This window comes from Spirillospora sp. NPDC052269, from assembly GCF_040679435.1.
In the GTDB taxonomy this organism is placed as follows: Bacteria; Actinomycetota; Actinomycetes; order Streptosporangiales; family Streptosporangiaceae; genus Spirillospora.
The window spans coordinates 36202-57559 of sequence record NZ_JBFAUU010000020.1 but is presented as its reverse complement, the minus strand read 5'-3'; the positions used below and the strand labels follow the sequence as shown (position 1 = coordinate 57559).

Below are 21358 nucleotides of genomic sequence, written 5' to 3'. Positions count from 1 at the left end.
GGGCGGCTTGTCTGTGCAGATTGCGCCGGATTGTCCGACGCCTCAGGTGGTGATCGGCCGGGACGAACTGGAGGACATCAAGGGCGCGCGTGATTTCCTGGGTGAGGTGCTCAATGGGATCGGCATAGGCGATCGGGATGTCGTTTATGTGGCGAAAACGATCGCGACAGAGCTGATCACGAATGCCGTCAAACACACGCAGACCGCGAGCATTCTCATGCGCGTGTACATCGCGGAGGACGGGCGGCCGACGATCGAGGTCGAGGACGACAGTGACGCGCGTCCCGAGGCCAAGTCCCTCACCCTGGACGGCTTCTCGGGCCGGGGTCTCGCCCTCGTCGAGGGGATGGCCGCGTACTGGGGATGGGCGTTCCGGGACAGTGGCGGCAAGATCGTCTGGGCCGCTCTGGACGTGGTGGTGCCGTGACCGGAGTGGACGGGATCGTCCCGGCGCGGGCCGTCATCCTCGTCGTGCTCCGGCGGATGTTCCCCGCGTGGGACATCCACCTGTGCCGTCGGGGCATTTGGCGCGCTGAGGGACCCATCCTCATCTCGGCCAGCTCGTGCGACGGGTTCGTCCAGGCCCTGGGCGACGCCGATCCCGAGGCGTTCGCGAAGGTCCTCGAAGACCTGCGATTGCCCGCCTAGACAGGGAGGCCGGCGAGGGTCCGCAATCCACACCCGTCCCGCGTCGACCCCGTTGGCCTCCCGCCAGCCCCGTCCGACTCCCTGGTGCACGGGTCATCAGAGACCGGGGAAGCGTGCGCCGGGAGCGGACAGGGAAAGGGCTCCGTTTGGTCGAGCGGAGCCCGAACAGAGAGCCCCCGCGAGACGTCGCGTCCTCGCTGGGGCTCTCGCCTGTCGGAGGTCAGCCGTCCGAGGCGGTGTCCTTGAGGAGGGGGAGGAGGATGCGGAAGGTGGCGCCCTTGCCCGGGGCGGTGATCAGGTCTAGGCGGCCGTTGTGGGCTGTGACCAGGGCCTGGGCTATGGGGAGGCCCAGGCCGGAGCCGCCGGTGGTGCGGTTTCGGGAGTCGTCGGTTCGGTAGAAGCGGTCGAAGACGTGGCGACGTTCTTCCGGGGTGAGGCCGGGGCCCTGGTCGGCGACTTCGAGGACGGCGTGGTCGCCGGTGGTTCCCACGCCGATGCGGACGGGCGTCCCGGGCTGGGTGTGGGCCACGGCGTTGCCGACGAGGTTGGTGACGACCTGGCGGAGGCGGGCCTCGTCCGCCAGCGCGGGGGCGCTGGACGGGCGTCCTCCGGCCGGACCGGTGAGGGAGACCGGACGGGTGGCGTCCAGGGCGCGGACGTCGTGGAGGGCGTCGGCGGCGAGAGTGCGCAGGTCCATGGGGGCCAGGTCGAGATCGAAGGCGGTGCCGTCGTGGGGGTGGTGGGCGGCCTCGTCCATGCGTGCCAGCAGCAGCATGTCCTCGACCAGGTGGGTGAGGCGGGCGGACTCTCCGGCGATGCGGTTCATGGTGCGGTCGATGTCCGCGCGGGTGGGGAGGGCGCCGAGGCGGTAGAGGTCGGTGTAGCCGCGGATGCCGACGAGGGGTGTGCGGAGTTCGTGGCTGGCGTCGGCGAAGAAGCGGCGGGTGCGGGCCTCGGCCTCGGCGCGGTCGCGGAAGGCGGCGTCGATCTCGGCGAGCATCCGGTTCAGGGCGGCGGTGAGGCGGCCGACCTCGGTGCGCGGCCCCGCGAGTTCGGGGACGCGGTGCGAGTAGTCGCCGGACGCGATCGCGGTGGTGGTCTCCTCGATGCGGGTCAGCGGGCGCAGGCCGGAGCGGACGGCGAACCAGCCCGCGGCCGTGAGGACGGCGAGTAGCCCGAGGCCTGCCGTGAGGGAGTAGAAGCCGGTGCGGGCGACCGTCCGCTGGATCTCGTCCAGGGACGTGGCGACCGCGACGCTCCCGGACACGACGCCCTGTTCCTGTGGACCCAGCAGTGACGTGCCGGGGCGGGGGAACGCGACGACGCGCCATTCGTGGTCGCCTTCGAGGGCCTGGACGGTGAAGGGGCGCCCGTTCCTGGCCGTGACGGCGGCCCGGTCGAGCCGGGGGAGTCTCGGGCCGCCGCCTGGGAGGGAGGTTCCGGCGTCGTAGACGCGCTGGACGGAACCCAGGTCGTCCACGAAGGTGATCGTCGTGTCGCCGAGGACGCCCAGTGTCGGGAGGCTCGCCCGGTTCCTGGTGGTGGGCGGCAACGAGACGCGGGCGGCGATCTCCCCGGTGAGGACGAGCCGGTCGTTCAGCCGTCCGTGCAGGTAGCTGCTGATGCCGAAGGTGACGACCGCGCCGGCGGCCAGCAGGCCCACCGCGACCAGCGCGATGGACAGGCAGAGGAGCCGCGTGCGCAGCGACATCCGCCAGAGCGGCCGTCCGCGTGTCACGGCCGTGGTCCCCGCAGGACGTAGCCGACGCCGCGCACGGTGTGGATGAGCTTGGGCTCCTCGGTGTCGACCTTGCGGCGCAGGTAGCTGATGTAGGTGTCGACGATGCTGGGGTCGCCGCCGAAGTCGTAGTCCCAGACGCTCAGCAGGATCTGGCTCTTGGACAGGGTCCGTTCGGCGTTGACCATCAGCAGGTGCAGGAGCCGGAACTCCGTCGGGGACAGCCGGACGGTCCGTCCGGCGCGGGTGACGCGGTGGCCGTCGGGTTCGAGTTCGAGGTCGCCGACGACGAGCCGGGGCGGCGGCTCGCCGCGCGTGCGGCGCAGCACCGCGCGGATCCGCGCGATGAGTTCCTCCAGGTCGAACGGTTTGGTGACGTAGTCGTCGCCGCCGATCTCCAGGCCGTGGATGCGGTCGCGACGGTCCTCGCGCGCGGTGACGAACAGGACGGGAACCTGCCCGCCCATCGCGTCGCGCGGACCGGCGCGCAGCTCCCGGACGACCTCGAAGCCGTCCATGTCCGGGAGCATGACGTCCAGCAGCACCAGGTCGGGCGGACGCGCCGCAGCCAGGTCCAGGGCCTCCCGGCCGGTCGCGGCGGCGTCCACCTCGAAGCCCGCGTAGCGCAGCGCGGTGCGCAGCAGCTCGCGGACGGTCGGTTCGTCGTCCACGACCAGCAGGTGGTCCTTGTGCCTGTCGGCGCGGGACGGCGTTGTCGATGCCGACATGGGTGTTCTGTCCGCCTCGGGTGGTGGTTCGGCCTGTCGAGTAGAGATCATGCCCTGCGGTCGTGGGCGGCAAGCGGGCAGGTCAGGGGGTGTGCGTCGGCCACCGGCCGACCTCCGGCGCCGGTGCTGGGACCGGCTCCGGTCGGGCGATGGGCAGGCGCTCGCCCTCAACGTCCAGATTCGGGACGAACCGGTCGAGCCAGCGCGGCAGCCGCCACGCGCGCTCGCCGAGAAGCGCCAGGACGGCGGGCACGAGCGTCATCCGGACGACGAAGGCGTCGAACAGCACGGCCGCGGCCAGCCCGAACCCGATCGTCTTGATCATCTGGTCGTCCGCGCCGAGGAACGCGGCGAACACCGCGATCATGATCAGCGCGGCGGCGGTGACCACCCGGCCGCCGTGCTCCAGGCCGTGGACGCACGCGTCCAGCGGGGAGCGGCCGCGCACATGGGCCTCGCGCATCCGCGTCACCAGGAACATCTCGTAGTCCATGGCCAGGCCGAACACCACGCCGACCATGAAGATCGGCGTCATGGACATCACCGGGCCCGGGTCGTCCAGGCCCAGGAGGGAGCCGAGCCAGCCCCACTGGAAGACCGCGACCACCGCGCCGAGTCCCGCGCCGATCGACAGCAGGAACCCGAGGGCCGCCTTCAACGGCACCAGCAGCGACCGGAACACGGCGATGAGCAGCAGGAACGCCAGCCCCACGACCAACGCGAGGTAGGGGAGCAGCGCGTCGCTGAGCTTCTGCGAGACGTCCACGTTCATCGCGGTCGTCCCGGACACCAGGACGCGTGCGTGAGCGTCGCGTGCCAGGTCGGGCGCACGCAGCGCCCGGACGAGGTCGGCGGTGTCGGTGGTTCCGGGCCCGGTCGTGGGCACGACGCTCAGCACGGCCGTGTCGCCGGACGGGTTCAGCCGCGGCTGCCCGACCGACGCGACCCCGTGCATGCCGTGGATCCGGTCGGCGACGCTCTTCGCCGCCGCTCCAGCGCTGCCGCCGCTGCCGCCGTTCGCCTGGACGACCAGGGTGAGCGGCCCGTTCGAGCCGGGCCCGAAACCGTCCGCGACCAGGTCATAGGCGCGCCGCTGCGTGCTGGACGTCGGCTTGGCCTCGTCCCCCGGCAGCCCCAGCTTCAGCGACGCGGCCGGGATGGCGATCACTCCGAGCACCGCGATGCCGAACAGCAGCACCGCGACCGGACGGCGCGTCACGAACCGCGCCCACCGCAGGCCCATCGCCGGACGTGCCGCGGCGTTCTCACCGCGGCGGAGGTGGCGGCGCGGACGGGCCGGGCCGATCCACCGTCCCGCGATGCCCAGCAGCGCCGGCACCAGCGTGATCGCGATCAGCACCGCGAGGACGACCGTCCCGGCGGCGGCCAGCCCCATCTGCGTGAGCACCGGGATCCCGGCCACGCCCAGCCCGGCCAGCGCGATCACGACGGTCAGCCCGGCGAACACGACCGCCGAACCGGCTGTGCCGACCGCGACCGCCGCCGCTTCCTGGCGGTTCCGGCCCTCGGCCAGCTCACTTCGGTACCGCGACACCACGAACAGCGCGTAGTCGATGCCGACCGCCAGCCCGAGCATCGAGGCCAGGGCGGCGGTCGTCGACCCCAGCCCGAGCAGGCTGGACAGCGCCTTGATCGCACTCGTCCCCGCCAGGACGCCCAGCAGCGCCGTGACCAGGGGCAACCCGGCCGCCACCAGCGACCCGAACGTGATGACCAGGACGATCGCCGCGACCAGCAGACCCACGCTCTCCGACGAATGCCCGCCCGCGTGCGTGGACACGGCGTTGCCGCCCGCCTCCACGGCCAGCCGATCCGAACGGGCGTGATCGACCGTGTCGAGGAGCGCGGTGCGGGACGCGTCCTCCATCTCCGAGGACGAGACCTTGTAGGAGACCTGCGCGAACGCGGTCGAGCCGTCCCGGCTCACCGATCCCGTCCTGAACGGGTCGGTGACGCGGGCGACCTGCGGGGCGTGGCCGAGCGCGCGGACGGTGTCCTCGACGTCCTTCCGCGCCTGCGCGTCGGTCACCTTGCCGTTCTCGGCCTTGAACACGACCCGCGCGGTCGCGCCGTCCGCCTTGAGTTCGGGAAAGCGCTGGTCGAGCAGGTCAAAGGCGCGCTGCGCCTCGGTGCCCGGCATGGAGAAGTCGGTCGGCGGCGCGGCGGGAGCGCGGGCGGCCAGCACACCGGCCGCGACCAGCAGGCCCATCCAGAGCACCGCCATGAACCAGCGGCGCCGGAACGAGAACCGTCCCAACGCGTACAACAGAGTCGCCACAGACAGGGCTCCAGTCAGATCACGGTCACGGGAACGCCGAACGGCGGTCCCTCCGACCGCGCTCGACCGCCCGAGAGTGCCAACCGAGCCTGACCGGTTCCGGTGCGTTTCTGTGAGTTCTCTGAGAGCCGGAACGCCCCTACCGGACCAACAGTGGCCAACCCACGGCCACCGACCCCCCGATCACAGGCAACTCACAGGAGTCCCGCTCCCCGTGACGCCTGGTTGGGAGGGTTGGCGGAGCCGGATCCGTTGTCGTTCGTCGCTGCCAGAACGGTGTCGGCGTGCCGGTAGGCCCACTGCCCGAGCGTGTAGATCGGGATCAGCAGATCCCGGCCAGGTTCGGTGAGCTCGTACTCCACCCGTGGTGGCGCCTCGGCGTAACGATGCCGCTCCACCAGGCCGTACTGCTGCAGTCGGCGTAGCGTCTGGGTGAGGACCTTCTGGCTGATTCCGCCGACCTCCTCCCGCAGCCGGCCAGGGCGCATCGGTCCGTCCCGCAGTGCCCACACCACGACCGGCACCCACGCGCTGGCGAACATGTCCACGGCCAGCCGTGCCGGGCAATCGGCCACGTAGTCGCCGTACGGCTCGAAGATCTCCTCGATGGTCGCGTCCACGCGATCAGTCTCCCCAACCCGATACGCACCTTCGGGTGCCTATCGCCTCTCCTACCGTGCTGTCCAAGCTAAACGATCACAAGGCGAGCAGGAGAACCGCGTGAACCCCGACATGAACGCAACCGCGATGAAGGCCCTGGCCGCTACGCGGTATGGGCCGATCGACACCGTGTCCATCATCGATGTGCCCCGGCCGACCCCCGGGCCGGGCCAGGTGTTGGTGCGGGTGGCGGCGGCCGGGCTGAATGTGCTGGACGTCAAGCTGGCGACCGGTGTGATGAAGGACGTCATGCCGGTCGAGCACCCGTTCGTCCTCGGCGTGGACGCCGCGGGGACGGTCGAGGCGGTCGGCGAGGGGGTGACCCGCTTCGCCCCCGGTGACCAAGTGGTCGCGTTGACCTACCCGGTCGGTGCGATCGCCGAGTACACCCTGGTCCACGACGGGCCGACGATCACGCCACGCCCCCATGACCTCCCGGTCGAGACGGCCGCCGCGCTGCCGACCCCGCTGCTGATGGCCGCCGCGCTCACCACCGTCGAATTGGCGGCAGGCCAGAACGTGCTGCTGGTCGGCGGCGATGGCGCGGTCGCATCGCTCTTGCTCCAGATGCTGGCCGACACCGGCGCACGCACCATCGCGACCGCCAAGCCTGAGCACATGTCCCGAGTCGCCGCGATGGCCTCCGATGTCATCGACTACACCGACATCGATCCGGTCAAACAGACCCTTCAGCTGGTCCCAGGAGGGGTCGACGTGGTCATCGACCTGGTCAACGCCGGTCCCGGCCTGGCGGCCACCGCGGCAGCGGCCCGCGACGGCGGTCTGGTGATCTCCCCGCTCGGCGGCCCGCCGAGCTTCGACCGCGGCGTCACCGCCACCTACCTGGGTGTCGAACAAGGCCTCGATCGGTTCGCCGAACTCGTCGACAGAGTCGCCTCAGGCGGGTTGACCGTCCGCGTCACCAGCCACCCCTTCACCCAAGCCCGCCGCACCTTTGTCGACTTCGCCGCAGGCCGGACCCAAGGCAGCCGGACGGTACTGACCTTCTAACGCCGGCCTCCGGCAGGTCCACGGGGCAGGCTCTGGGGCGGTCTGGCTCCGCGACCCCGTGGTGTGACGGCTCCACCGGTTCGAACACCAGCGGTTTGCTCAACGTCTGGCGCACTGCCAGCGCGGCCTCAAGGAGCTCATGAGGACGCAGGCCGGCCGAGCCGCCCACACCGTCCTTGAGAGTGTCGGCCAACCCCGTGTTCTGACCCGCACGAAACCTGACCTGGTACGGCTGCGCGGACCCAAGGTCCGCGCAGCCGAACTCGACACGGTCCTGTAGGACCGTCAACGACCATCCGAAGCGGGTGTTACGGGCGGATGCCGAAGGGGCCTAGCTCGTCGTGGTCGATGCGCAGTGACTCGACCAGGGCCATGGCGTTGTCGACGGTGAAGACGTCGGCGGCGGCGAGGACGCCGGTGTACTTGGCGGTGACGGGTGCGGCGGCCGTCGTGGCGACGGCGTCGAGGTACGCCTTGAAGATGGCCCAGGAGTTCCCGGTCGGCCCGTACTTCTGGTAGTAGGGGGTGGGGTCGACCGAGGTGATGGCGGCGCGGGTGCTGGCCAGGAGGTCGTCGATGTACTGCTTTTCCAGGGCGCCGTCGGCGCGGACGCCGAGACGCCCGAGGTGGCCGCCGACGAGGGTCCGCCAGGGGTACCCCATGGCGATGTCGTGGGCCTTGATCCAGGCGGGGATGTCCTGGGAGGCGGCGAGGCCCTTGAAGGGGACCCAGCCGGGGAAGAGCACGTCGACGACCATGAGCGTGGCGTAGTCGGGCGCGTGGACGAAGATGTTGTCCGGGGAGTGGTTCGGGCCGTGATGGGCGAGCTTCAGGTGCTCGCCGCCGACCCGCAGGACGTGGTGGTCGTCGAAGGTCTCCGTGGGCGCCGGCCGGTTGGGGTCGGCGGCGATGCGCAGCAGGCGGCGGGTCTCGGTGTGGGCGATGCGCACCACGTCCTTGCCGAACAGGGACGCGGCCCCGATGTGGTCGGCGTGGGAGTGGGAGTACACCAGGTGCGTGACCTTGCCGGGCCTGCCGTTGGCACGGGTCACCTGCTGGACGGCCCGTAGCAGGTTGTGCCCGAAGGTGGGCGGGGCGTCGACGAGCACGACGCCGTCCCGCGTGGTGAGGAACATGGCCTGGTAGTAGGAGTCGGTGACCCAGTACAGGTTGCCCTCGATGTGACCGACGAAGTAGCCGTCGGCGTTGAGCGCGGGCCCGACCGAAGTGGAAGGGACCGGCGCGTAGTCCGGAAGGCCGGGCGAGGGGGCCGCGGTAGCGGTGCCCGAGAAGCCGCCGAGCAGCGAGGCGGCGGTGGGAACCGCGGCGGCGGCCGACGCGCTCCTCAAGAACGTGCGGCGGTTGGTCTTGTCCGTCTCTGTGGGCTCAGTCGTCATGCGTTGTCCTTGTGAGGATGGGGCATGGGGGTGCTGCGGGTGGCGATCGCTGTCGTCAGGAGGGACGAAGTTCGACGACGACGCGATAGCTGGCAGGCTCTGAGGTGATGTGAAGGCCCGGATCGTCGAACATGCGCTTCAGCGAGGCATGCCACTCGGGGTTGCCGGTGGCTTGGTCGAGCGCGGTGCCCGAGGTCCATTCGGCGACGTGGACGAACCGCGCCTCCGGGGCGTCGGCGAGCGGTCTGTGCAGGCGGGAGCGGAGGAAGCCGGACTGGGCCGACATGATCCGGGCGTTCTCCTGGTACACCTCGACGAAGTGGTCGGCTTCGTCCGCCGGGACGGTGTAGCTCTTGATCACGGTTACCGGCCCGTCAACGCCGGCCTTCGAATCCAAGGATCGACTCACGCCCATAGAAGACCGAGCACACCTCGAATCTGTGACACCAGCCGGAGGCCCGGTTTCGATGAGCTGCTGGCCCGTGGCGAGGTCGTGGGCGTTTGCCTAGGGTGTAGTGGTCGGTCGCGGATGATCTCATCGAGCAATGGCCTGGACGGTGGCGCACATGTCCTCTGCTGAGAACAAGTCCCCGGGTGACGGGAACAGTAGGGCGCTGAAGCAGCTCAAGCACGCCTTCGCTTATTCTCTTGCCGGGCTCGTGGTATCGATTTCTCTGCTGATTTATATGCTCATGACCCGACCGAACAACAAGGGCATCAATGGTGTGGTCGACGTCGTGGCGCTCATGGTGGTCTCTGCCGGCCTGACGATTGCCTGCGGCTGGGGGACGCGGCGCCTCCGGCGCTGATCGCGGATGGTCGGAGTCCGGCTCGCGTTTCCCCTGGTCATGCCCACGTGGCCTTGTCGGCTTCCTGGCCTGACCCTTGTCGGACGCACTCCCGGCAGCGCAGGGAGCCGGGTGGCTCTCGCCGGGGCGGGTGACGCCTGGACGCGGCGGCGGGCCGGGACGTCATAGGAACCGCCTATGGCCCCTGCTGTCTTTTGGTCTTTGCTCCTCGTTCTTTCTCGGACGTACCGTGAAGCAGGTCGACGCGCTGTTCGCGTGATTTCTTCGAATTTGCGCCTTGTGTGCGTCGACTCATCTTCCGTCGAGTAGACGAATACGCGATCGAAAAGGACCGGTGGCATGACCACGAGCAAGAACGGATCGGGAACGCGGGAACTCGAGGGGAAGCGGGCCCTGGTCACGGGCGGGTCGCGTGGGATCGGCGCGGCCGTCGTGCGCGAGCTGCTGGACGCGGGCGCCGAGGTGCTCACGACCGCCAGGTCGGCGACGTCCACGCTGCCGGACGGGGCCGAGTTCGTGAAGGCCGACGTGCGGACGCGCGCCGGCGCGGAGGAGATCGCGGCGGCCGCGCGGGACGCGTTCGGCGGCGTGGACATCATCGTCCACAACGCGGGCGGGGGACAGCCGCACAAGGACGGCTCGTCCATCCCCGACGACGCGTGGCAGGACGCGCTGGACCTGAACTTCCTCGCGTCCGTCCGGCTGGACGCGCTGCTCACGCCCGGGATGCGGGAGCGGCGCGACGGGAGGATCGTGCACGTCTCGTCGGCCGCCGTCCTCACCCCGATGGGGCCGTTCCTGCACTACACGGCGGCGAAGGCCGCGCTGGAGAACTACAGCCGAGGGCTTGCCCAGGAGCTGGCGCCGTTCGGGATCCGCGTCAACGTCGTGAGCCCCGGCCGGGTCACCACCCCCGGCGGCGAGGAGACGCGCGAGCGGTGGGCGAACATGACCGCCGCGTCGATGCCGGACCAGACGGCCGCCACCGCGGTCGGCGCCAAGGACACCACGCCGCTCGGACGTGACGGCCTGCCGGACGACATCGCCCAGGCGGTCCTGTACATGGTGTCCGACCGGGCGAGCTGGCTGACCGGAACCAATCTCCACCTGGACGGCGGCGAATTCCCCCGAGGCTGACGCCGCTTCGGGAACGCCGTCTCCGCCCGTCAGAGAACCGGTGTCATCGGGCCGCCCAGGTCTCTTCGCACAGGAACTCGCGTAGGGCCATCTCCGCCGGGCCCGCGTCGTGCCGGACGACGGCGAGGACGGGCTGGGACACGGCCGGGGACACCGGGCGGACGAGGTGCTCGTGACCTTGCGGCACCGCCGACGCTGGGACGAGCGTCACCCCCAGTCCGTGGGCGGCCCAGCGGACGGCCGTCGCAGTCTGGGACACGCGGGCGGCCGTGGCCGGGGCCAGGCCGTTCTCGCGCAGCACGTTCACCAGCACCGCGTCGAGCGCGCTGTCGCGGTCGAACCGCACCCACGGCTCGCCCTCCAGCTCGCGCAGCTCGACGCGGTCGGCGGCGAGGAGCCAGTGCCCGGCGCCCAGCACCACGACGAACTCCTCGTCGCCGAGGTGGTGGGCGTCGGCGGGCGACCGGTCGCACGCCGCCATCAGAGCGAGGTCGAGGACGCCCTTGCGGCAGAGCCGTTCCAGCTCGGCCGAACTGGGCTCCTCGAAGACGGTGACCTCCAGGCGCGGGTAGCGGTGGCGTAGCGCGGCCAGCGCGCCCGGCAACTGCCGCGTGCCGAAGCCCATCTGCGCGGCGACGACCAGCTCGCCCACCAGCTCGTCGGCACCGGCCCGCGCGGTCGCCCGCGCCCGGCGCGACGCCTCGACCGCGACCTCCGCCTCCCGCAGGAACGCGCGACCGAGCACGGTCGGCACGAGTCCGGTCGGCGTGCGGGCGAACAGTTTCACGCCGAGCTCTTGCTCCAGGGCGCGGATCTGCTGGGACACCGATGGCTGGGCGACGCGCAGCAGCTCCGCCGCCGCGGTCACCGAGCCCTCCTCTGCAACGGCCAAGGCGTACTCGAACTGACGCAGACTCATGTGTTCAGTCTCCTCACGCGTCCTCAGAAGGTGTGCGCGACCCAGAGGTCCCCGTGATCCTGGACGCGATGGCAGGGGCCTCCCGTTCGAGCCACGCCTCGGCGCGCGGCATGCGTTCACCAAGGTCACCCTGCCGCCACAGGCGCCGGAACACCGGATCCGCTTCGGCGGCCGCACGGGCGGTCAGATGGAAGCGGTGAACCATCCGCCTGGCAAGGGGCACCAGGTCACGGCGCTGTTGCCCGGTCATTCCATAGGCGTCGGCGAACACCGCCACGCGGTGGGGAATGTCGACCTCGGCGAGCGCGGGTGTCCGGTCCTGAGGATGGATCAAGGGCGCCCACCAATAGAGCGCGTTCGCGATGTCGTACACGCGCGTGGTCGGACGGGCGAGGTCGAAGTCGATGAGGGCGGCGGGGAGCCCGTCGCGGAAGACCACGTTCCCGGGGCAGTAGTCCCGGTGACTGACCAGCTCTTCGCCACCGTCGACGAACGGGATGCCGTCCGTCCCGGGCGGCGTCCACCAGACGGCGTCGCGTGGAGGCGTCCAGCCCTGCGCGGCCTCGTGGAGGCGGCGGATGAGCCGAGCCAGGGCGGCGAGGACGTCCTCGCCCATCGCCTCCGGCGGAAGCGGGGGATGGGGGACGTCGCCAGGCACGAAGCTCAGGACTTCCCGCCCCTGCTCGTCGGTCCCCATGGGCTCGGGAGCCTCGACGAAACCGGCCTGGCGAAGGTGGGCGAGGTAGGCGTGAATGGTCGAGGTGAAGGGCCTGATCGGACGGCGGACGGTGTTCCCGACGCGGAGGACGAAAGGAGTCACCCCCTCCCCGAAGAGCATCTCCTCGTCCGTGGTCGACGGATCATCGGTCATGGCCTCACGCCCCTTCTCCGATGGCGTGGGCTGCGTCCTTCGGATGGGTCAGGTGCGGGTGGTGGCCTGCGCCGACGAGCACCGAGACGGTCGCGTTCGGGAGCGCGTCCAGGACGGCCTGGCCCTCCGGGGTGAGCGGGTCTTCGGAGCCGTGGACGACGTGCACGTGTCCCGGATAGCGGCGCAGTCGGGCACAGAGGTCGGCCCGCCAGTTCTGTGACGCTGCCTTGGCCAGGAGCCGGGCGGTGGTGGCGGCGGTGCCGCGATGGAGGTCGGCCGCGCTCGAAGCCAGCGCGCCCGCATGGGTCGTGTCGCCGGTGAGGCGCTGGGCGAGCCGTTCCGGAGTCACCCGGCTCAGGTACAGGTGGGTGAGGGGTTTCCACTGGGTCGGACGTGCCTGGAGGAAGAACGGGGAGACGAGGGTCAGGCGGTCTACGGGGTGGGCGGACGCCGCCTCGAGCGCGGCAGCCGCGCCGATGGAGTGGCCCACCAGGTGGCGGACACCAGGCGCGAGGGCGGCCAGCCAGGCGGGCCAGTCATCGGGATCGCCCGTGCTCATGCCGAGTCCGGGCAGGTCGACGGCGCGGGCCCGGCCCAGCTCCGTGACGACCGGCGCCCAGGTGTCGGCGTTGATCGGGAGGCCTGGGAGGACGACCGTGGGGGCGTCCGGCTCACCCAGTTCGAACGTCCGGACGCCGTTCGGTGTGGTGAAGCGACGGACGCCGTCGGGCGCGTCGCCGAAACGATGTGCCGCCAGATGGTCCGCCCAGCGGCGGATCGTTGTGCCGGCGTCCGGCATGTTCAGGCCGTGCTGAGCGGCGAAGGTGCGTGCCGACTCGGTGGGGTAGCGGTCGCTCGCCAGGAACGTCAGGGTTTCGGGGTCGGCCTTGGTGAGCCGCTGGGGGAGCCGCTTCACCAGGGACACGGGAACCCGTGCGCGCGGCGCACGAACCCCGTAGTGGTCGGCGATGAGCGAGACCAGGTCGGGGAGGGCGGGGGTGTCGTCGTCCAGAAGCCAGTACGAGGTGTGCTCGGCGGTCTCGTCCGTCGGGACGAGCGTCATGAACCGGGCGAGATGGTCGACCGCGACCACCGGGACGAACGTCGAGGCGTTGCCGGGGACGGCCATGAGCGTCCCCTGCCAAAGGTCCTTCAGTGTGGTCGCGAGGCCGATGTACTGGTCGGATTCGCCGGTGGCGCTGTCGCCGACCACCGCGGACGGGTTGACGACCGTCCACGGGACGCCGAGCCGGTCGGCCTCGGTCTGGAGCACCACATCCGCCTCGACCTTGGACGCCTCGTAGGCGCCCAGCGTCCGGTACGCGGCGCGCCGCTGCTCCTCGCCCCACGTCGACGCGGACTGCCCGCCCACCCGGTAGCCCGAGACGTGCACGAGACGGCGCAGGTCCGGCAGGCGGGACGCGAGCGCGACGATCGCGCGGACGCTGTCCACGTTCGCGCGGCGGGCCTCGTCCTCCGTCATTCCGAAGCGGAAGGCCGCCGCGCAGTTGTAGATCTCGGTGACGCCGTCGCAGTCGTCCGGCCCGACCAGGGACGGGTCGGAGAAGTCGACGCGCACGTCGTCCGGGGCGTCGGCCTGCCCGTGGTCGGCCAGCCATGCGGCGAGCCTCCGGAAGGACGACTCGCTCCGGGTGGCCGTGGTGACCCGAACGCCCGTCCGCCCGAGTTCGAGGACGAGGCGGCGTCCGATGAAGCCGGTCGCGCCGAACACCAGCGCGTGCCGTTCCGTCGCGGTCATGACGCGTCCACCAGGCGGGCGAGGGCGTCGGCGGCGTTCCGCAGCGGTTCGACGGATCGCTGGGCGCGCGACACGATCAGCGCGCCCTCGATCATGCTGACCAGGGCCGTCGCCAACGACCGGGCCTCGGCGTCCGGCCGTCCGTGCGCGGCGAGGTACGCGGCGACCGGCGTGATCCACGAGTCGAAGGCGTTCGCGCAGGCGGTCCGCAGCCGGTCGTTGTGCGCGCCCATCTCCAGCGCCACGACCGAGACCGGGCAGCCCAGCTGGAAGTCGCTGTCGGCGAGCATCCGCGCCAGCACGTCGATCACGTTCCGGAGGACCTCGCCCGGCGGCGCCGTCTCCAGTACCGCGTCGGTGAGCAGCGACGCGAACCGCTCGGCGGCGAGCTCGACGGCCTTCTCCCCGAGGGCCTCCTTCCCCTCGGGGAAGTGGAAGTACAGCGACCCCTTGGGCGCGCCCGCGTGCTCGGTCACCGTGGTCAGCCCGGTGCCGCTGTAACCGCGCCGCTGGACGAGCTCCAGCATCGACTCCACCAGCCGCGCGCTGGTCTGAGCCCCCTTGTTTCCAGCCATGGCGAAATAATAGACCGGTCTACATATTTTTGTTGACTCTTGATCACTTCAAGAGTTGTCGCTATAAAGAGACCGTGCATGACGAGACATCTGAGGACAGGTTCTTCCGCGAGGTCGGCGGCACCTGCGCGGAGCTGAGGCAGGCGTTCGCCCGGCATGTGGGGATGAGCGCGCACCGCGTGCAGCTGCTCGTCCGGCTGCGGCGGCAGGGCGAGACCAGCCACAGCGACCTGCGGCAGGCGCTGGGCATCGACGGTGCGTCCATCACGCGCCTGGTCAAGGAGCTGGAGGGGGAGGGGCTGGCGCGGCGCCGCCTCGACCCGTCCGACAACCGGTACACGCTGGCCGCGTTGACGCAGGATGGCGAGCGCGCCGCCGCCGACCTGGAGCGATCGCACCAGGTGTATCAGGAGCGCCTGCTGGACGGCCTTTCCGCGCAGGAGCAGGAGGCCGTGCTGAGCGCCCTGCGGCACATCCGGACGAACATCACCGAGCAGGAGAAGCCATGAGCAACGACGTGCGGACGGTCGCCGAGGCGATGTACACGGCGTTCAACACGCATGACCACCAGGCCGCCCACGACATCTTCACGGCGGACTTCTACAGCCACCCGATGAACGCGACCGGTCCGGACAGCGTCGCCCAGCGCTGGCAGCAGATGCACAAGGCCTTCCCTGAGCTCAAGGTCACGGTCGAGGACATGGTCGTCGAAGGAAACACCGCCGCCGTCCGCACGAGCGTCCACGGCATCCCCGGCCAGTCGCCCACGATGATGGAGATCTTCCGCATCCGCGACGGACGCATCGCCGAGCTGTGGGGCCTGTCCTCCATGCAGCGCTGAACGGCCGCGATCCACGAGTTCGACATCGCGCGGAGAGGCGATCGTCGACCCTGACCTGTCTTGGCGACGCGTCCGCCGCAGCAGCGCGAAGCACCCCTTTCGGTGACCCGCGAAGGTCGCGAAAGGGGTGCGGACGCGCAGGGCGTCACCTGCCGGACGGTCTGATCAGGCGTCGAGGAGGGCGATGCGGATGTCCTTCACGCCGCTGCTGCGGCGGATCTGGGTGATCATCTTCTGTTCGGTGCCGTCCAGGTGGTAGTCGACGGTGTAGGAGTAGGGCCCGCTGGCCTGCGAACCGGTGATCTTGAGGCGCAGGGTTCCGCCGCCCGAGCAGTGGTAGAACAGCGTCCCGCCCAGGGTGTATCCGTACCAGCCGTTGTTGTCGCTCCAGTAGGTGTAGGTGCCGATGAACGAGCCGCACCCGGATTGGCGCGTGATGTCGACGGCGGTGGCGGACGCGGCGACCGTCGTGGTGGCCAAACACGCCATTGCCACCGAGGCCACCAGGGCCGCCTTGAGTATCGTTCTCATGAATAGTGACCTCGGATCGCGTGGGGTTTTCATTCCTGGCTAGTAAGCGTAGGCAGAGTAGACCCAGCCGCCATCCATCAGCTTGTACCACTTGTTGCCGGAGCTGTTGATGCAGTACACCGAGACCACATCTCCCCAGGTGTAGTCGATGACCTTGGACGCTGCATAGTCATCGGCGTGGACCGGAGCGGGGCCGCCGTTCTTGGAGAAGTGCATGTACGGAAAGCTCGGGAGCCCGGTGCAGGTGTCCGCGTGGGCGGTTCCGGCGGGCACGGTGACGGCGGCGGCGACAGCACTGACGGCGACCATCGTTCGAACGAACTTTCTCACTGCGTCCTCCTCTTTCGGTGTGCGGATGACCCTGAATCGCCGCGCGGCATTTCGTGGGTCGAGTTCGTGCCCAAGACTGCGGGCGGCCCGGGCGGACGGCCAGGGTTCGCGGTGGTCGACCTTGGTCCGTCTTGGTCCGTTCCGGTGGCGTCGCAGGTGAGGCGGCTGAACACCCACGAGCCCGGCGTCGTCGCTTATCCTGCGGTCGGGTCAGTGATCACCGAGCGGCTTTCAGGAGTCACCGCATGCACGATCAGGCTCTGCCTCCCGAATGTCCCGATCCCCGGCATGCGAGGAACGCCGCGGAGTTCGTCGCCACGATGCGCCAGTTAAGGGCATGGTCAGGCGCCACTTTCCGGCAGTTGGAGCGTCGGTCAGGCCTCCAGGGCACTCCCTTGCCGCACAGCACCCTGGTCACGGCGTTGCGACGCGAGAAGCTCCCTCGGGAAGAACTCCTCATCGCATTCGTCCGGGCCTGTGACTGCCCTGCGGAATACGTCGACGTATGGGTGAGCGTCCGGCGCAGGCTGGCCATGCAACAAGCTCAGGGCATGGCCTCGCGCCCGGAGCCTTCCGCCCCATCTCCAGAACGGTCCCCTGCGATTCCGCCGCCATCTCCACCTGCGGTTCCGCAGTTGTCCCGACCCGCGGCTTCGCCGTCGTCCCCACCTGCGGCGGCGAGCAGTGCGGTGCGGTCGCGCCGGGTCGCCTGGCCGACGCTCGCGGCATTCGCGCTGCTGCCGCTCGGAATCGTCACCGTGCTCACCGCCGACAGCGCTCCAAAGCCGCACGCCATTTCGCCGCCGCAGGACCAGACCGCGACGGCTTCCGTGCTCCACGAGTCGGGAGGAGCGGTTCGCATCCGGTCGGTCAAAACCGACGGTTGCCTGTCGGCGCGGCGGCATGTCGACGGCCGGATCTTCCCAATGCCCTGCGCCAACGCGTTCCCGGCGCGCACCGTCCTACCCCAGTCGGACGGCACCTTTGTCATCGGGACCCGGCACCCCGACCTCGGCTCGGGTTGCATGGGCATCCGCCAACTGGAACCACGCGGCGAAGTCGACGACGACTTCTGCGGAACCAAGGGCGGAAATACAGCCGACCGTTTCTGGCTCGTCCACTCGACGGTGCGCCCGAACGCCTACCGACTCCAGCTCGCGCACACTGAGCTCTGCATTCAGACCGCGTCACGCGCTGGGGTGGCGGTCTTCCTTCTTACCTGCGACCCCGCAGATCCCGCGCAAGCCTTCATCATCGAGCCCGACACCCGCCCAGGTCTGTAGGAACACCACGAGCCTGATCGGCCGTCGGCTGGGCGGGGCGTGGCCGCGGTGCGCGAACGCGGCGAACGTGCCGTTCGGGAGCCTGCCGCCTCTCGGCCTGTCCGCGAGCGCTGCTGGTCAGCGCCCTATCTGTACTCGTGAGTCCAGCTTTGTAGACCCATGAGTTGCTCATGGCTTCGCGAGTCCATTAACTTGGACTCATGAGTTCAACTAGCGCCATGTTCTGAAGGGCATCCGCATGTCAGCGATCGTGATCACCGGTGGAACCGACGGGATGGGCAAGGCCCTGGCCCGCACCTACCTCGACCGTGGCGACACCGTCGTCATCGTCGGCCGCGACCCCGCCAAGGCGGCCACGCTTCCGGGCGCCCACTTCATCCAGGCCGACCTGAGCCTGGTCGCCGAGAACCGGCGCGTCATCAAGGAGATCAACGAGCGCTACCCCGCCGTGCACGCGCTCGTGCTGTGCGCCCGGTACTTCCGCTCCACCCGGTTCGTCACGGCCGAGGGCTTCGAGAGCGCCTTCGCGCTGGAGTACCTCAGCCGGTTCCTGCTCAGCCACGGCCTGGACCAGCCGCGCGTCATCGTCAACGTCGCCGGGCCGATGCCCGGCCCGCCCATCGGCCGCATCCACTGGAACGACCTCATGCTCGAACGCGGCTACGACGGCGTCGCCGCCCAGATGCAGGCCGGCCGCGCCAACAACCTGCTCGGCGTCTCCTTCGCGTCCCAGCACGCCGCGGGCCCCACCCGCTACGTCCTGGTCAACCCCGGCCCCGTCTCGACCAGCTTCGCCGGCGAGTACGACCCGGCGACGGCCGCCCACGTCGCGGGGCTCAAGCGGCAGGGCGCCCCCGTTGGAGAAGGCATCAAGCCGATCATCTCCCGCATCGATGCCCCGCCTGCCGAACCGCTCAGCGCCTTCACGCCGACCGGCCGGATCAGCCTGGACAACCCCTCCTTCGTCCCCGGCGACGCCGCTCGCCTGGACGACCTGACCCGCCGCCTGCTGCGGTCCCAGGAGAAGTGAACCCATGCCCCAGACATGGATCGCGGCGTTCAGATCCGCTCCCGTCAGCCCGGACGAGCCGCCGCTCGTCCACCCCTCCCGCGGCTTCGAGGACCAGACGTTCCGCCAGATCGTCAGGGTCCGCGACGGTGGCGACCGCCTGCGCGTGCGGCTCAGCAACCTGTACGGCAAGGAACCGCTCACCATCGCCCGCACCCGCGTCGCGCTCCACGCCGCCGGATCCGCGATCGTCCCCTGTACCGACACCCAGGTCACCTTTGGCGGCGGTGCCCCCGATGTGACCATCGAGGTGGGGAACGAGGCCGTGAGTGACCCGGTCGAGTTCGCCACGGCCGGCGAGACCGATCTGGTCGTCAGCACCTACCAGGCGACGCCGTGCGGACCCGCCACCTTCCACCCGTTCGCCTTGCAGACCGCCTACGTCGCTGCCGGCGACGCCACCTCCCAGCCTGAACTGACCCACCCGGAAGAGAGCGAATCCCGCTTCCATCTCACCGGGATCGACGTGCTGTCGTCCCCCGGCCACCGTGTCGTGGCCGCCTTCGGTGACTCGCTGACCGACGGCGTGGGCACCACGGCCGGGGCCGGCCTGCGCTACACCGACCAACTGGCCCGCCGCACCGCCGCCGCGAACATGTCCGTGGTCAACCTCGGCATCGCCGGAAACCGGCTGCTCACCGACGTCTTCGGGGAGAGCGGAACCGCTCGCTTCGAGCGCGACGTGCTCACCGCACCAGGAGTGACCCACCTCATTGTTCAGTTCGGGCTCAACGACATCTGCCTTCCTGGAATGCTGGGGACCTCTCCGGTGTCCGCGAACGAGCTCATCGACGGATACACGGCCATCGCCGAACACGCGCGGCGCCACGGCCTGACGGCGGTCATCGCGACCATCACTCCGTTCGGCGGCGCCGAAGCGATCAGCTCCGGATTCGACACCCCCGAGAACGAGGAGCTCCGCCGGCACGTCAACGAGTGGATCCGCACCAGCGGAGAGTTCCACGCGGTCGCCGACCTCGACCAGGCCTTGCGTGCCCCCGCCGCACCGGCCACCCTCGCACCCGCCTACGACAGCGGCGACCACATGCATCCCAACGACGCTGGAGCGCAGGTCATGGCCGACGCGATCGCGGACGCACTCCTGCCGCTCACCTGACGAAGCGCCACGATCGAACGATCGTGAGCACCGGCGATGACCTGATCAGGCGGTGCCGGGTGGGCGGTGTGCCGGTGACCGGCCCCGGCGTGTGTTGAGCCGGGGCCGGTCAGCGGGGATTTCGTTAGAGCCAGGCGGTCAGGCGGTCGAGGAAGGTCGTCGCCACCGGAGGACGCGGCTCCGCCAGGACGGCCAGGTGGAAGACGTGCGACATGCCGTCGTAGACGTCCAAGGTGACGTCGACGCCCGCTTTGGCCGCCGCTTCGGCGTAGCGACGGGAGTCGTCCAGCAGGCCCTCGTTGCCGCCGGCCACGATGAGCATGCGCGGCAGGCCGGTCAGGTCGCCGTGGATGGGCGACTGGGGCGCCTGGTCGTTCGGAAGCCCGCCCAGGTACTGGCCGAGGATGTGCTCGAGGATCTCCCGCGTGAGGCCGTCCGGGCCCGCGGGCGCGTCGATCGACGGGCTCGTCGCCGTGAAGTCGGTGACCGGGGAGGCCACGACCACCGCGCCCGGCAGGGGGATGCCCTCGGCGCGCAGGGTGGGCAGCGCTTCCAGGATGAGCGTCGCGCCCGACGACTCGCCGAACAGGACCGTCCGCTCGGCGGGGACGCCCTCGGCGAGCATCGCGCGGTAGGCGCTGACCAGCTCGTCGTGCGCGACCGGGAAGGTGTGCTCGGGCGCGAGCGAGTAGTCCAGGCCGAACGCCGGACGGCCCGCCGTCTTGGAGAGGTCGTACGCCAGGAGCTGCTCGAACTCGGGCATCCGCCTCTCGAAGCCGCCGCCGTGCACGTACAGGACGACGCCCGCCTCCCGCACCGGACGGTGCGACGCGTCCACCCACCGGCCCGGCGCGGGCAGCGTGAACGGCTCGGCGGTGTCGGCGTCGGACGGCAGAGGCGGCAGGTTCGCGAACACGCCCGCGAGGGCGGCGGCCACGGTGTCGTAGGTGTCGGGGCCGGTGATGCGGTTGGTCGTCAAGCAGTTCTCCTTCGTCTGCAGGGTGTTCCAGAGAGGGCTGAGCCCTCGTTCGTCCAGGCGGTCGAGGAGGTCGTCCTCGGGCAGGTTCACGTGGGTCGTGCGGACGGGGTACAGCGCGATGACCGGGATGATCCGGGTCGTCTTGCGCTGGTACTCGGCCCAGCCGGGGTCGGACGCGACGGCGCGCGCCCAGACCTCGTCGCGGTCGGCCCCTTCGAGGACGACCGCGTCGGCCTCCATCGTGAACGGGCCGGTCGCGACGGTGAGGCGCGGGTTGGCGCGCAGGTTGTGGAACCAGGCCGGGTGTCGCGGGGCACCCGCGGCGGACGCGATCACGAGCAGCCGGTCCGGGTCGGGGAGGACGCCGGCGGGGGTGGTGTGCGGACGGCCGGTGCGCGCGCCCGTCGTGGTGAGCAGGACCAGATTCGCGCCCTCGAACATGCCGCCCACGCGCCCGTGATGGGTGCGGAACTCGTCGATGACCTGCTTCTGGAAGTCCACGATCGGTGTGGTCAAGACACTCCTTGCTGATGGTTCGCATGGCGAAGTGAAAGGTGGAGGGCACGCCCGTCCGGCCGAAGGCGCGGGGCGAGTGGGGCAACGGCGGGGTGGGCGAGCCCGGGTGATCTTGCGCGCGCTCGGTTCACGGCGTCCGGA

23 protein-coding genes are annotated in these 21358 nt (G+C 70.3%); 10 read left to right on the top strand and 13 right to left on the bottom strand.

The features are described from left to right. The first annotated feature begins 13 nt into the window (after nt 1-13). On the top strand, nt 14-427 hold the full coding sequence (locus AB0L06_RS34990) for an ATP-binding protein (protein WP_500235590.1): 414 nt from the start codon (nt 14-16) through the stop codon (nt 425-427). Beyond that, complete coding sequence (locus tag AB0L06_RS34985) at nt 424-648, top strand: hypothetical protein (RefSeq protein WP_500235460.1); 225 nt, start codon at nt 424-426, stop codon at nt 646-648. Before AB0L06_RS34990 ends, AB0L06_RS34985 begins: the two co-directional genes overlap by 4 nt. Nucleotides 649-868: 220 nt before the next feature. On the opposite strand, the gene AB0L06_RS34980 is transcribed toward AB0L06_RS34985, so the two are convergent. From AB0L06_RS34980 to AB0L06_RS34965, 4 genes are all read right to left on the bottom strand, one after another. Beyond that, the gene (locus AB0L06_RS34980) at nt 869-2386 is read right to left on the bottom strand and encodes a sensor histidine kinase (RefSeq protein WP_500235459.1); all 1518 of its coding nucleotides are present in this window, start codon (nt 2384-2386) and stop codon (nt 869-871) included. Beyond that, a complete protein-coding gene (locus AB0L06_RS34975) occupies nt 2383-3114 on the bottom strand; it encodes a response regulator transcription factor (protein ID WP_500235458.1) in 732 nt (243 codons plus the stop codon). The genes AB0L06_RS34980 and AB0L06_RS34975 overlap by 4 nt, the downstream gene beginning before the upstream one ends. Nucleotides 3115-3196: 82 nt before the next feature. Beyond that, on the bottom strand, nt 3197-5413 hold the full coding sequence (locus AB0L06_RS34970) for an MMPL family transporter (protein ID WP_500235457.1): 2217 nt from the start codon (nt 5411-5413) through the stop codon (nt 3197-3199). A 194-nt stretch (nt 5414-5607) separates the two neighbouring features. Then, the gene (locus AB0L06_RS34965; RefSeq protein ID WP_500235455.1) at nt 5608-6033 is read right to left on the bottom strand and encodes a winged helix-turn-helix transcriptional regulator; all 426 of its coding nucleotides are present in this window, start codon (nt 6031-6033) and stop codon (nt 5608-5610) included. Here AB0L06_RS34965 and AB0L06_RS34960 point away from each other — a divergent pair. After that, the gene (locus tag AB0L06_RS34960) at nt 6020-7084 is read left to right on the top strand and encodes an NADP-dependent oxidoreductase (RefSeq protein ID WP_500235454.1); all 1065 of its coding nucleotides are present in this window, start codon (nt 6020-6022) and stop codon (nt 7082-7084) included. The two genes, AB0L06_RS34965 and AB0L06_RS34960, sit on opposite strands and share 14 nt — an antisense overlap. 308 nt (nt 7085-7392) lie before the next feature. Here the strand turns inward: AB0L06_RS34960 and AB0L06_RS34955 are convergent, their stop codons facing one another. Further along, entirely contained in the window at nt 7393-8481 is a 1089-nt protein-coding gene (locus AB0L06_RS34955; protein ID WP_500235453.1) for an MBL fold metallo-hydrolase, read from the bottom strand. Nucleotides 8482-8536: 55 nt separating this feature from the next. Then, entirely contained in the window at nt 8537-8842 is a 306-nt protein-coding gene (locus AB0L06_RS34950) for an antibiotic biosynthesis monooxygenase family protein (RefSeq protein ID WP_500235452.1), read from the bottom strand. Nucleotides 8843-9026: 184 nt separating this feature from the next. On the opposite strand from AB0L06_RS34950, the gene AB0L06_RS34945 reads away from it, so the two are divergent. Further along, nucleotides 9027-9290 carry a hypothetical protein gene (locus AB0L06_RS34945; RefSeq protein ID WP_500235451.1) on the top strand — a complete coding sequence of 88 codons (264 nt, stop codon included), beginning with the start codon at nt 9027-9029 and terminating at the stop codon, nt 9288-9290. A 339-nt stretch (nt 9291-9629) separates the two neighbouring features. Beyond that, nucleotides 9630-10427 (top strand): oxidoreductase, encoded by a 798-nt coding sequence (locus tag AB0L06_RS34940; RefSeq protein WP_500235450.1) that lies wholly within the window; start codon nt 9630-9632, stop codon nt 10425-10427. Nucleotides 10428-10470: 43 nt separating this feature from the next. Here AB0L06_RS34940 and AB0L06_RS34935 read toward each other — a convergent pair whose 3' ends face one another. Genes AB0L06_RS34935 through AB0L06_RS34920 form a run of 4 tightly spaced genes read right to left on the bottom strand, consistent with a single transcriptional unit; the run spans nt 10471 to nt 14551 of the window. Beyond that, a complete protein-coding gene (locus AB0L06_RS34935; protein ID WP_500235449.1) occupies nt 10471-11346 on the bottom strand; it encodes a LysR family transcriptional regulator in 876 nt (291 codons plus the stop codon). A 13-nt stretch (nt 11347-11359) separates the two neighbouring features. Beyond that, entirely contained in the window at nt 11360-12217 is an 858-nt protein-coding gene (locus AB0L06_RS34930) for a phosphotransferase enzyme family protein (protein ID WP_500235448.1), read from the bottom strand. A gap of 4 nt (nt 12218-12221) precedes the next feature. Further along, a complete protein-coding gene (locus AB0L06_RS34925; protein ID WP_500235447.1) occupies nt 12222-13976 on the bottom strand; it encodes an alpha/beta fold hydrolase in 1755 nt (584 codons plus the stop codon). Then, nucleotides 13973-14551, bottom strand: a complete 579-nt coding sequence (locus AB0L06_RS34920; protein ID WP_500235446.1) for a TetR/AcrR family transcriptional regulator — start codon at nt 14549-14551, stop codon at nt 13973-13975. The genes AB0L06_RS34925 and AB0L06_RS34920 overlap by 4 nt, the downstream gene beginning before the upstream one ends. Nucleotides 14552-14625: 74 nt before the next feature. Between AB0L06_RS34920 and AB0L06_RS34915 the strand changes: the two genes are divergently transcribed. After that, nucleotides 14626-15060, top strand: coding sequence for a MarR family winged helix-turn-helix transcriptional regulator (locus AB0L06_RS34915; protein WP_500235445.1), 435 nt, complete (start codon nt 14626-14628; stop codon nt 15058-15060). Continuing rightward, the gene (locus AB0L06_RS34910) at nt 15057-15392 is read left to right on the top strand and encodes an ester cyclase (RefSeq protein ID WP_500235444.1); all 336 of its coding nucleotides are present in this window, start codon (nt 15057-15059) and stop codon (nt 15390-15392) included. Before AB0L06_RS34915 ends, AB0L06_RS34910 begins: the two co-directional genes overlap by 4 nt. A gap of 165 nt (nt 15393-15557) precedes the next feature. Here the strand turns inward: AB0L06_RS34910 and AB0L06_RS34905 are convergent, their stop codons facing one another. Both AB0L06_RS34905 and AB0L06_RS34900 read right to left on the bottom strand, forming a co-directional pair. Next, complete coding sequence (locus AB0L06_RS34905; protein WP_500235443.1) at nt 15558-15923, bottom strand: hypothetical protein; 366 nt, start codon at nt 15921-15923, stop codon at nt 15558-15560. Nucleotides 15924-15962: 39 nt separating this feature from the next. Continuing rightward, nucleotides 15963-16253 carry a hypothetical protein gene (locus AB0L06_RS34900; protein ID WP_500235442.1) on the bottom strand — a complete coding sequence of 97 codons (291 nt, stop codon included), beginning with the start codon at nt 16251-16253 and terminating at the stop codon, nt 15963-15965. Between the two features lie 689 nt (nt 16254-16942). Between AB0L06_RS34900 and AB0L06_RS34895 the strand changes: the two genes are divergently transcribed. The 3 genes from AB0L06_RS34895 to AB0L06_RS34885 all read left to right on the top strand — a co-directional run bounded on the left by AB0L06_RS34895 (nt 16943) and on the right by AB0L06_RS34885 (nt 19722). Next, nucleotides 16943-17536 (top strand): hypothetical protein, encoded by a 594-nt coding sequence (locus AB0L06_RS34895; RefSeq protein ID WP_500235441.1) that lies wholly within the window; start codon nt 16943-16945, stop codon nt 17534-17536. A 238-nt stretch (nt 17537-17774) separates the two neighbouring features. Further along, nucleotides 17775-18566, top strand: coding sequence for an SDR family NAD(P)-dependent oxidoreductase (locus tag AB0L06_RS34890; RefSeq protein ID WP_500235440.1), 792 nt, complete (start codon nt 17775-17777; stop codon nt 18564-18566). A gap of 4 nt (nt 18567-18570) precedes the next feature. Next, nucleotides 18571-19722 (top strand): GDSL-type esterase/lipase family protein, encoded by a 1152-nt coding sequence (locus AB0L06_RS34885; protein ID WP_500235439.1) that lies wholly within the window; start codon nt 18571-18573, stop codon nt 19720-19722. Nucleotides 19723-19846: 124 nt separating this feature from the next. Here the strand turns inward: AB0L06_RS34885 and AB0L06_RS34880 are convergent, their stop codons facing one another. Further along, nucleotides 19847-21217, bottom strand: a complete 1371-nt coding sequence (locus AB0L06_RS34880; protein ID WP_500235438.1) for a nitroreductase/quinone reductase family protein — start codon at nt 21215-21217, stop codon at nt 19847-19849. Nucleotides 21218-21358 lie beyond the last annotated feature (141 nt).

Coding starts and splice junctions, on each gene's coding strand:
- AB0L06_RS34925 (WP_500235447.1), bottom strand. CDS start 13,976: ATGACCGCGACGGAACGGCACGCGCTGGTGTTCGGCGCGACCGGCTTC.
- AB0L06_RS34890 (WP_500235440.1), top strand. CDS start 17,775: ATGTCAGCGATCGTGATCACCGGTGGAACCGACGGGATGGGCAAGGCC.
- AB0L06_RS34930 (WP_500235448.1), bottom strand. CDS start 12,217: ATGACCGATGATCCGTCGACCACGGACGAGGAGATGCTCTTCGGGGAG.
- AB0L06_RS34955 (WP_500235453.1), bottom strand. CDS start 8,481: ATGACGACTGAGCCCACAGAGACGGACAAGACCAACCGCCGCACGTTC.
- AB0L06_RS34975 (WP_500235458.1), bottom strand. CDS start 3,114: ATGTCGGCATCGACAACGCCGTCCCGCGCCGACAGGCACAAGGACCAC.
- AB0L06_RS34935 (WP_500235449.1), bottom strand. CDS start 11,346: ATGAGTCTGCGTCAGTTCGAGTACGCCTTGGCCGTTGCAGAGGAGGGC.
- AB0L06_RS34905 (WP_500235443.1), bottom strand. CDS start 15,923: ATGAGAACGATACTCAAGGCGGCCCTGGTGGCCTCGGTGGCAATGGCG.
- AB0L06_RS34940 (WP_500235450.1), top strand. CDS start 9,630: ATGACCACGAGCAAGAACGGATCGGGAACGCGGGAACTCGAGGGGAAG.
- AB0L06_RS34885 (WP_500235439.1), top strand. CDS start 18,571: ATGCCCCAGACATGGATCGCGGCGTTCAGATCCGCTCCCGTCAGCCCG.
- AB0L06_RS34910 (WP_500235444.1), top strand. CDS start 15,057: ATGAGCAACGACGTGCGGACGGTCGCCGAGGCGATGTACACGGCGTTC.
- AB0L06_RS34945 (WP_500235451.1), top strand. CDS start 9,027: ATGGCCTGGACGGTGGCGCACATGTCCTCTGCTGAGAACAAGTCCCCG.
- AB0L06_RS34960 (WP_500235454.1), top strand. CDS start 6,020: ATGGTCGCGTCCACGCGATCAGTCTCCCCAACCCGATACGCACCTTCG.
- AB0L06_RS34920 (WP_500235446.1), bottom strand. CDS start 14,551: ATGGCTGGAAACAAGGGGGCTCAGACCAGCGCGCGGCTGGTGGAGTCG.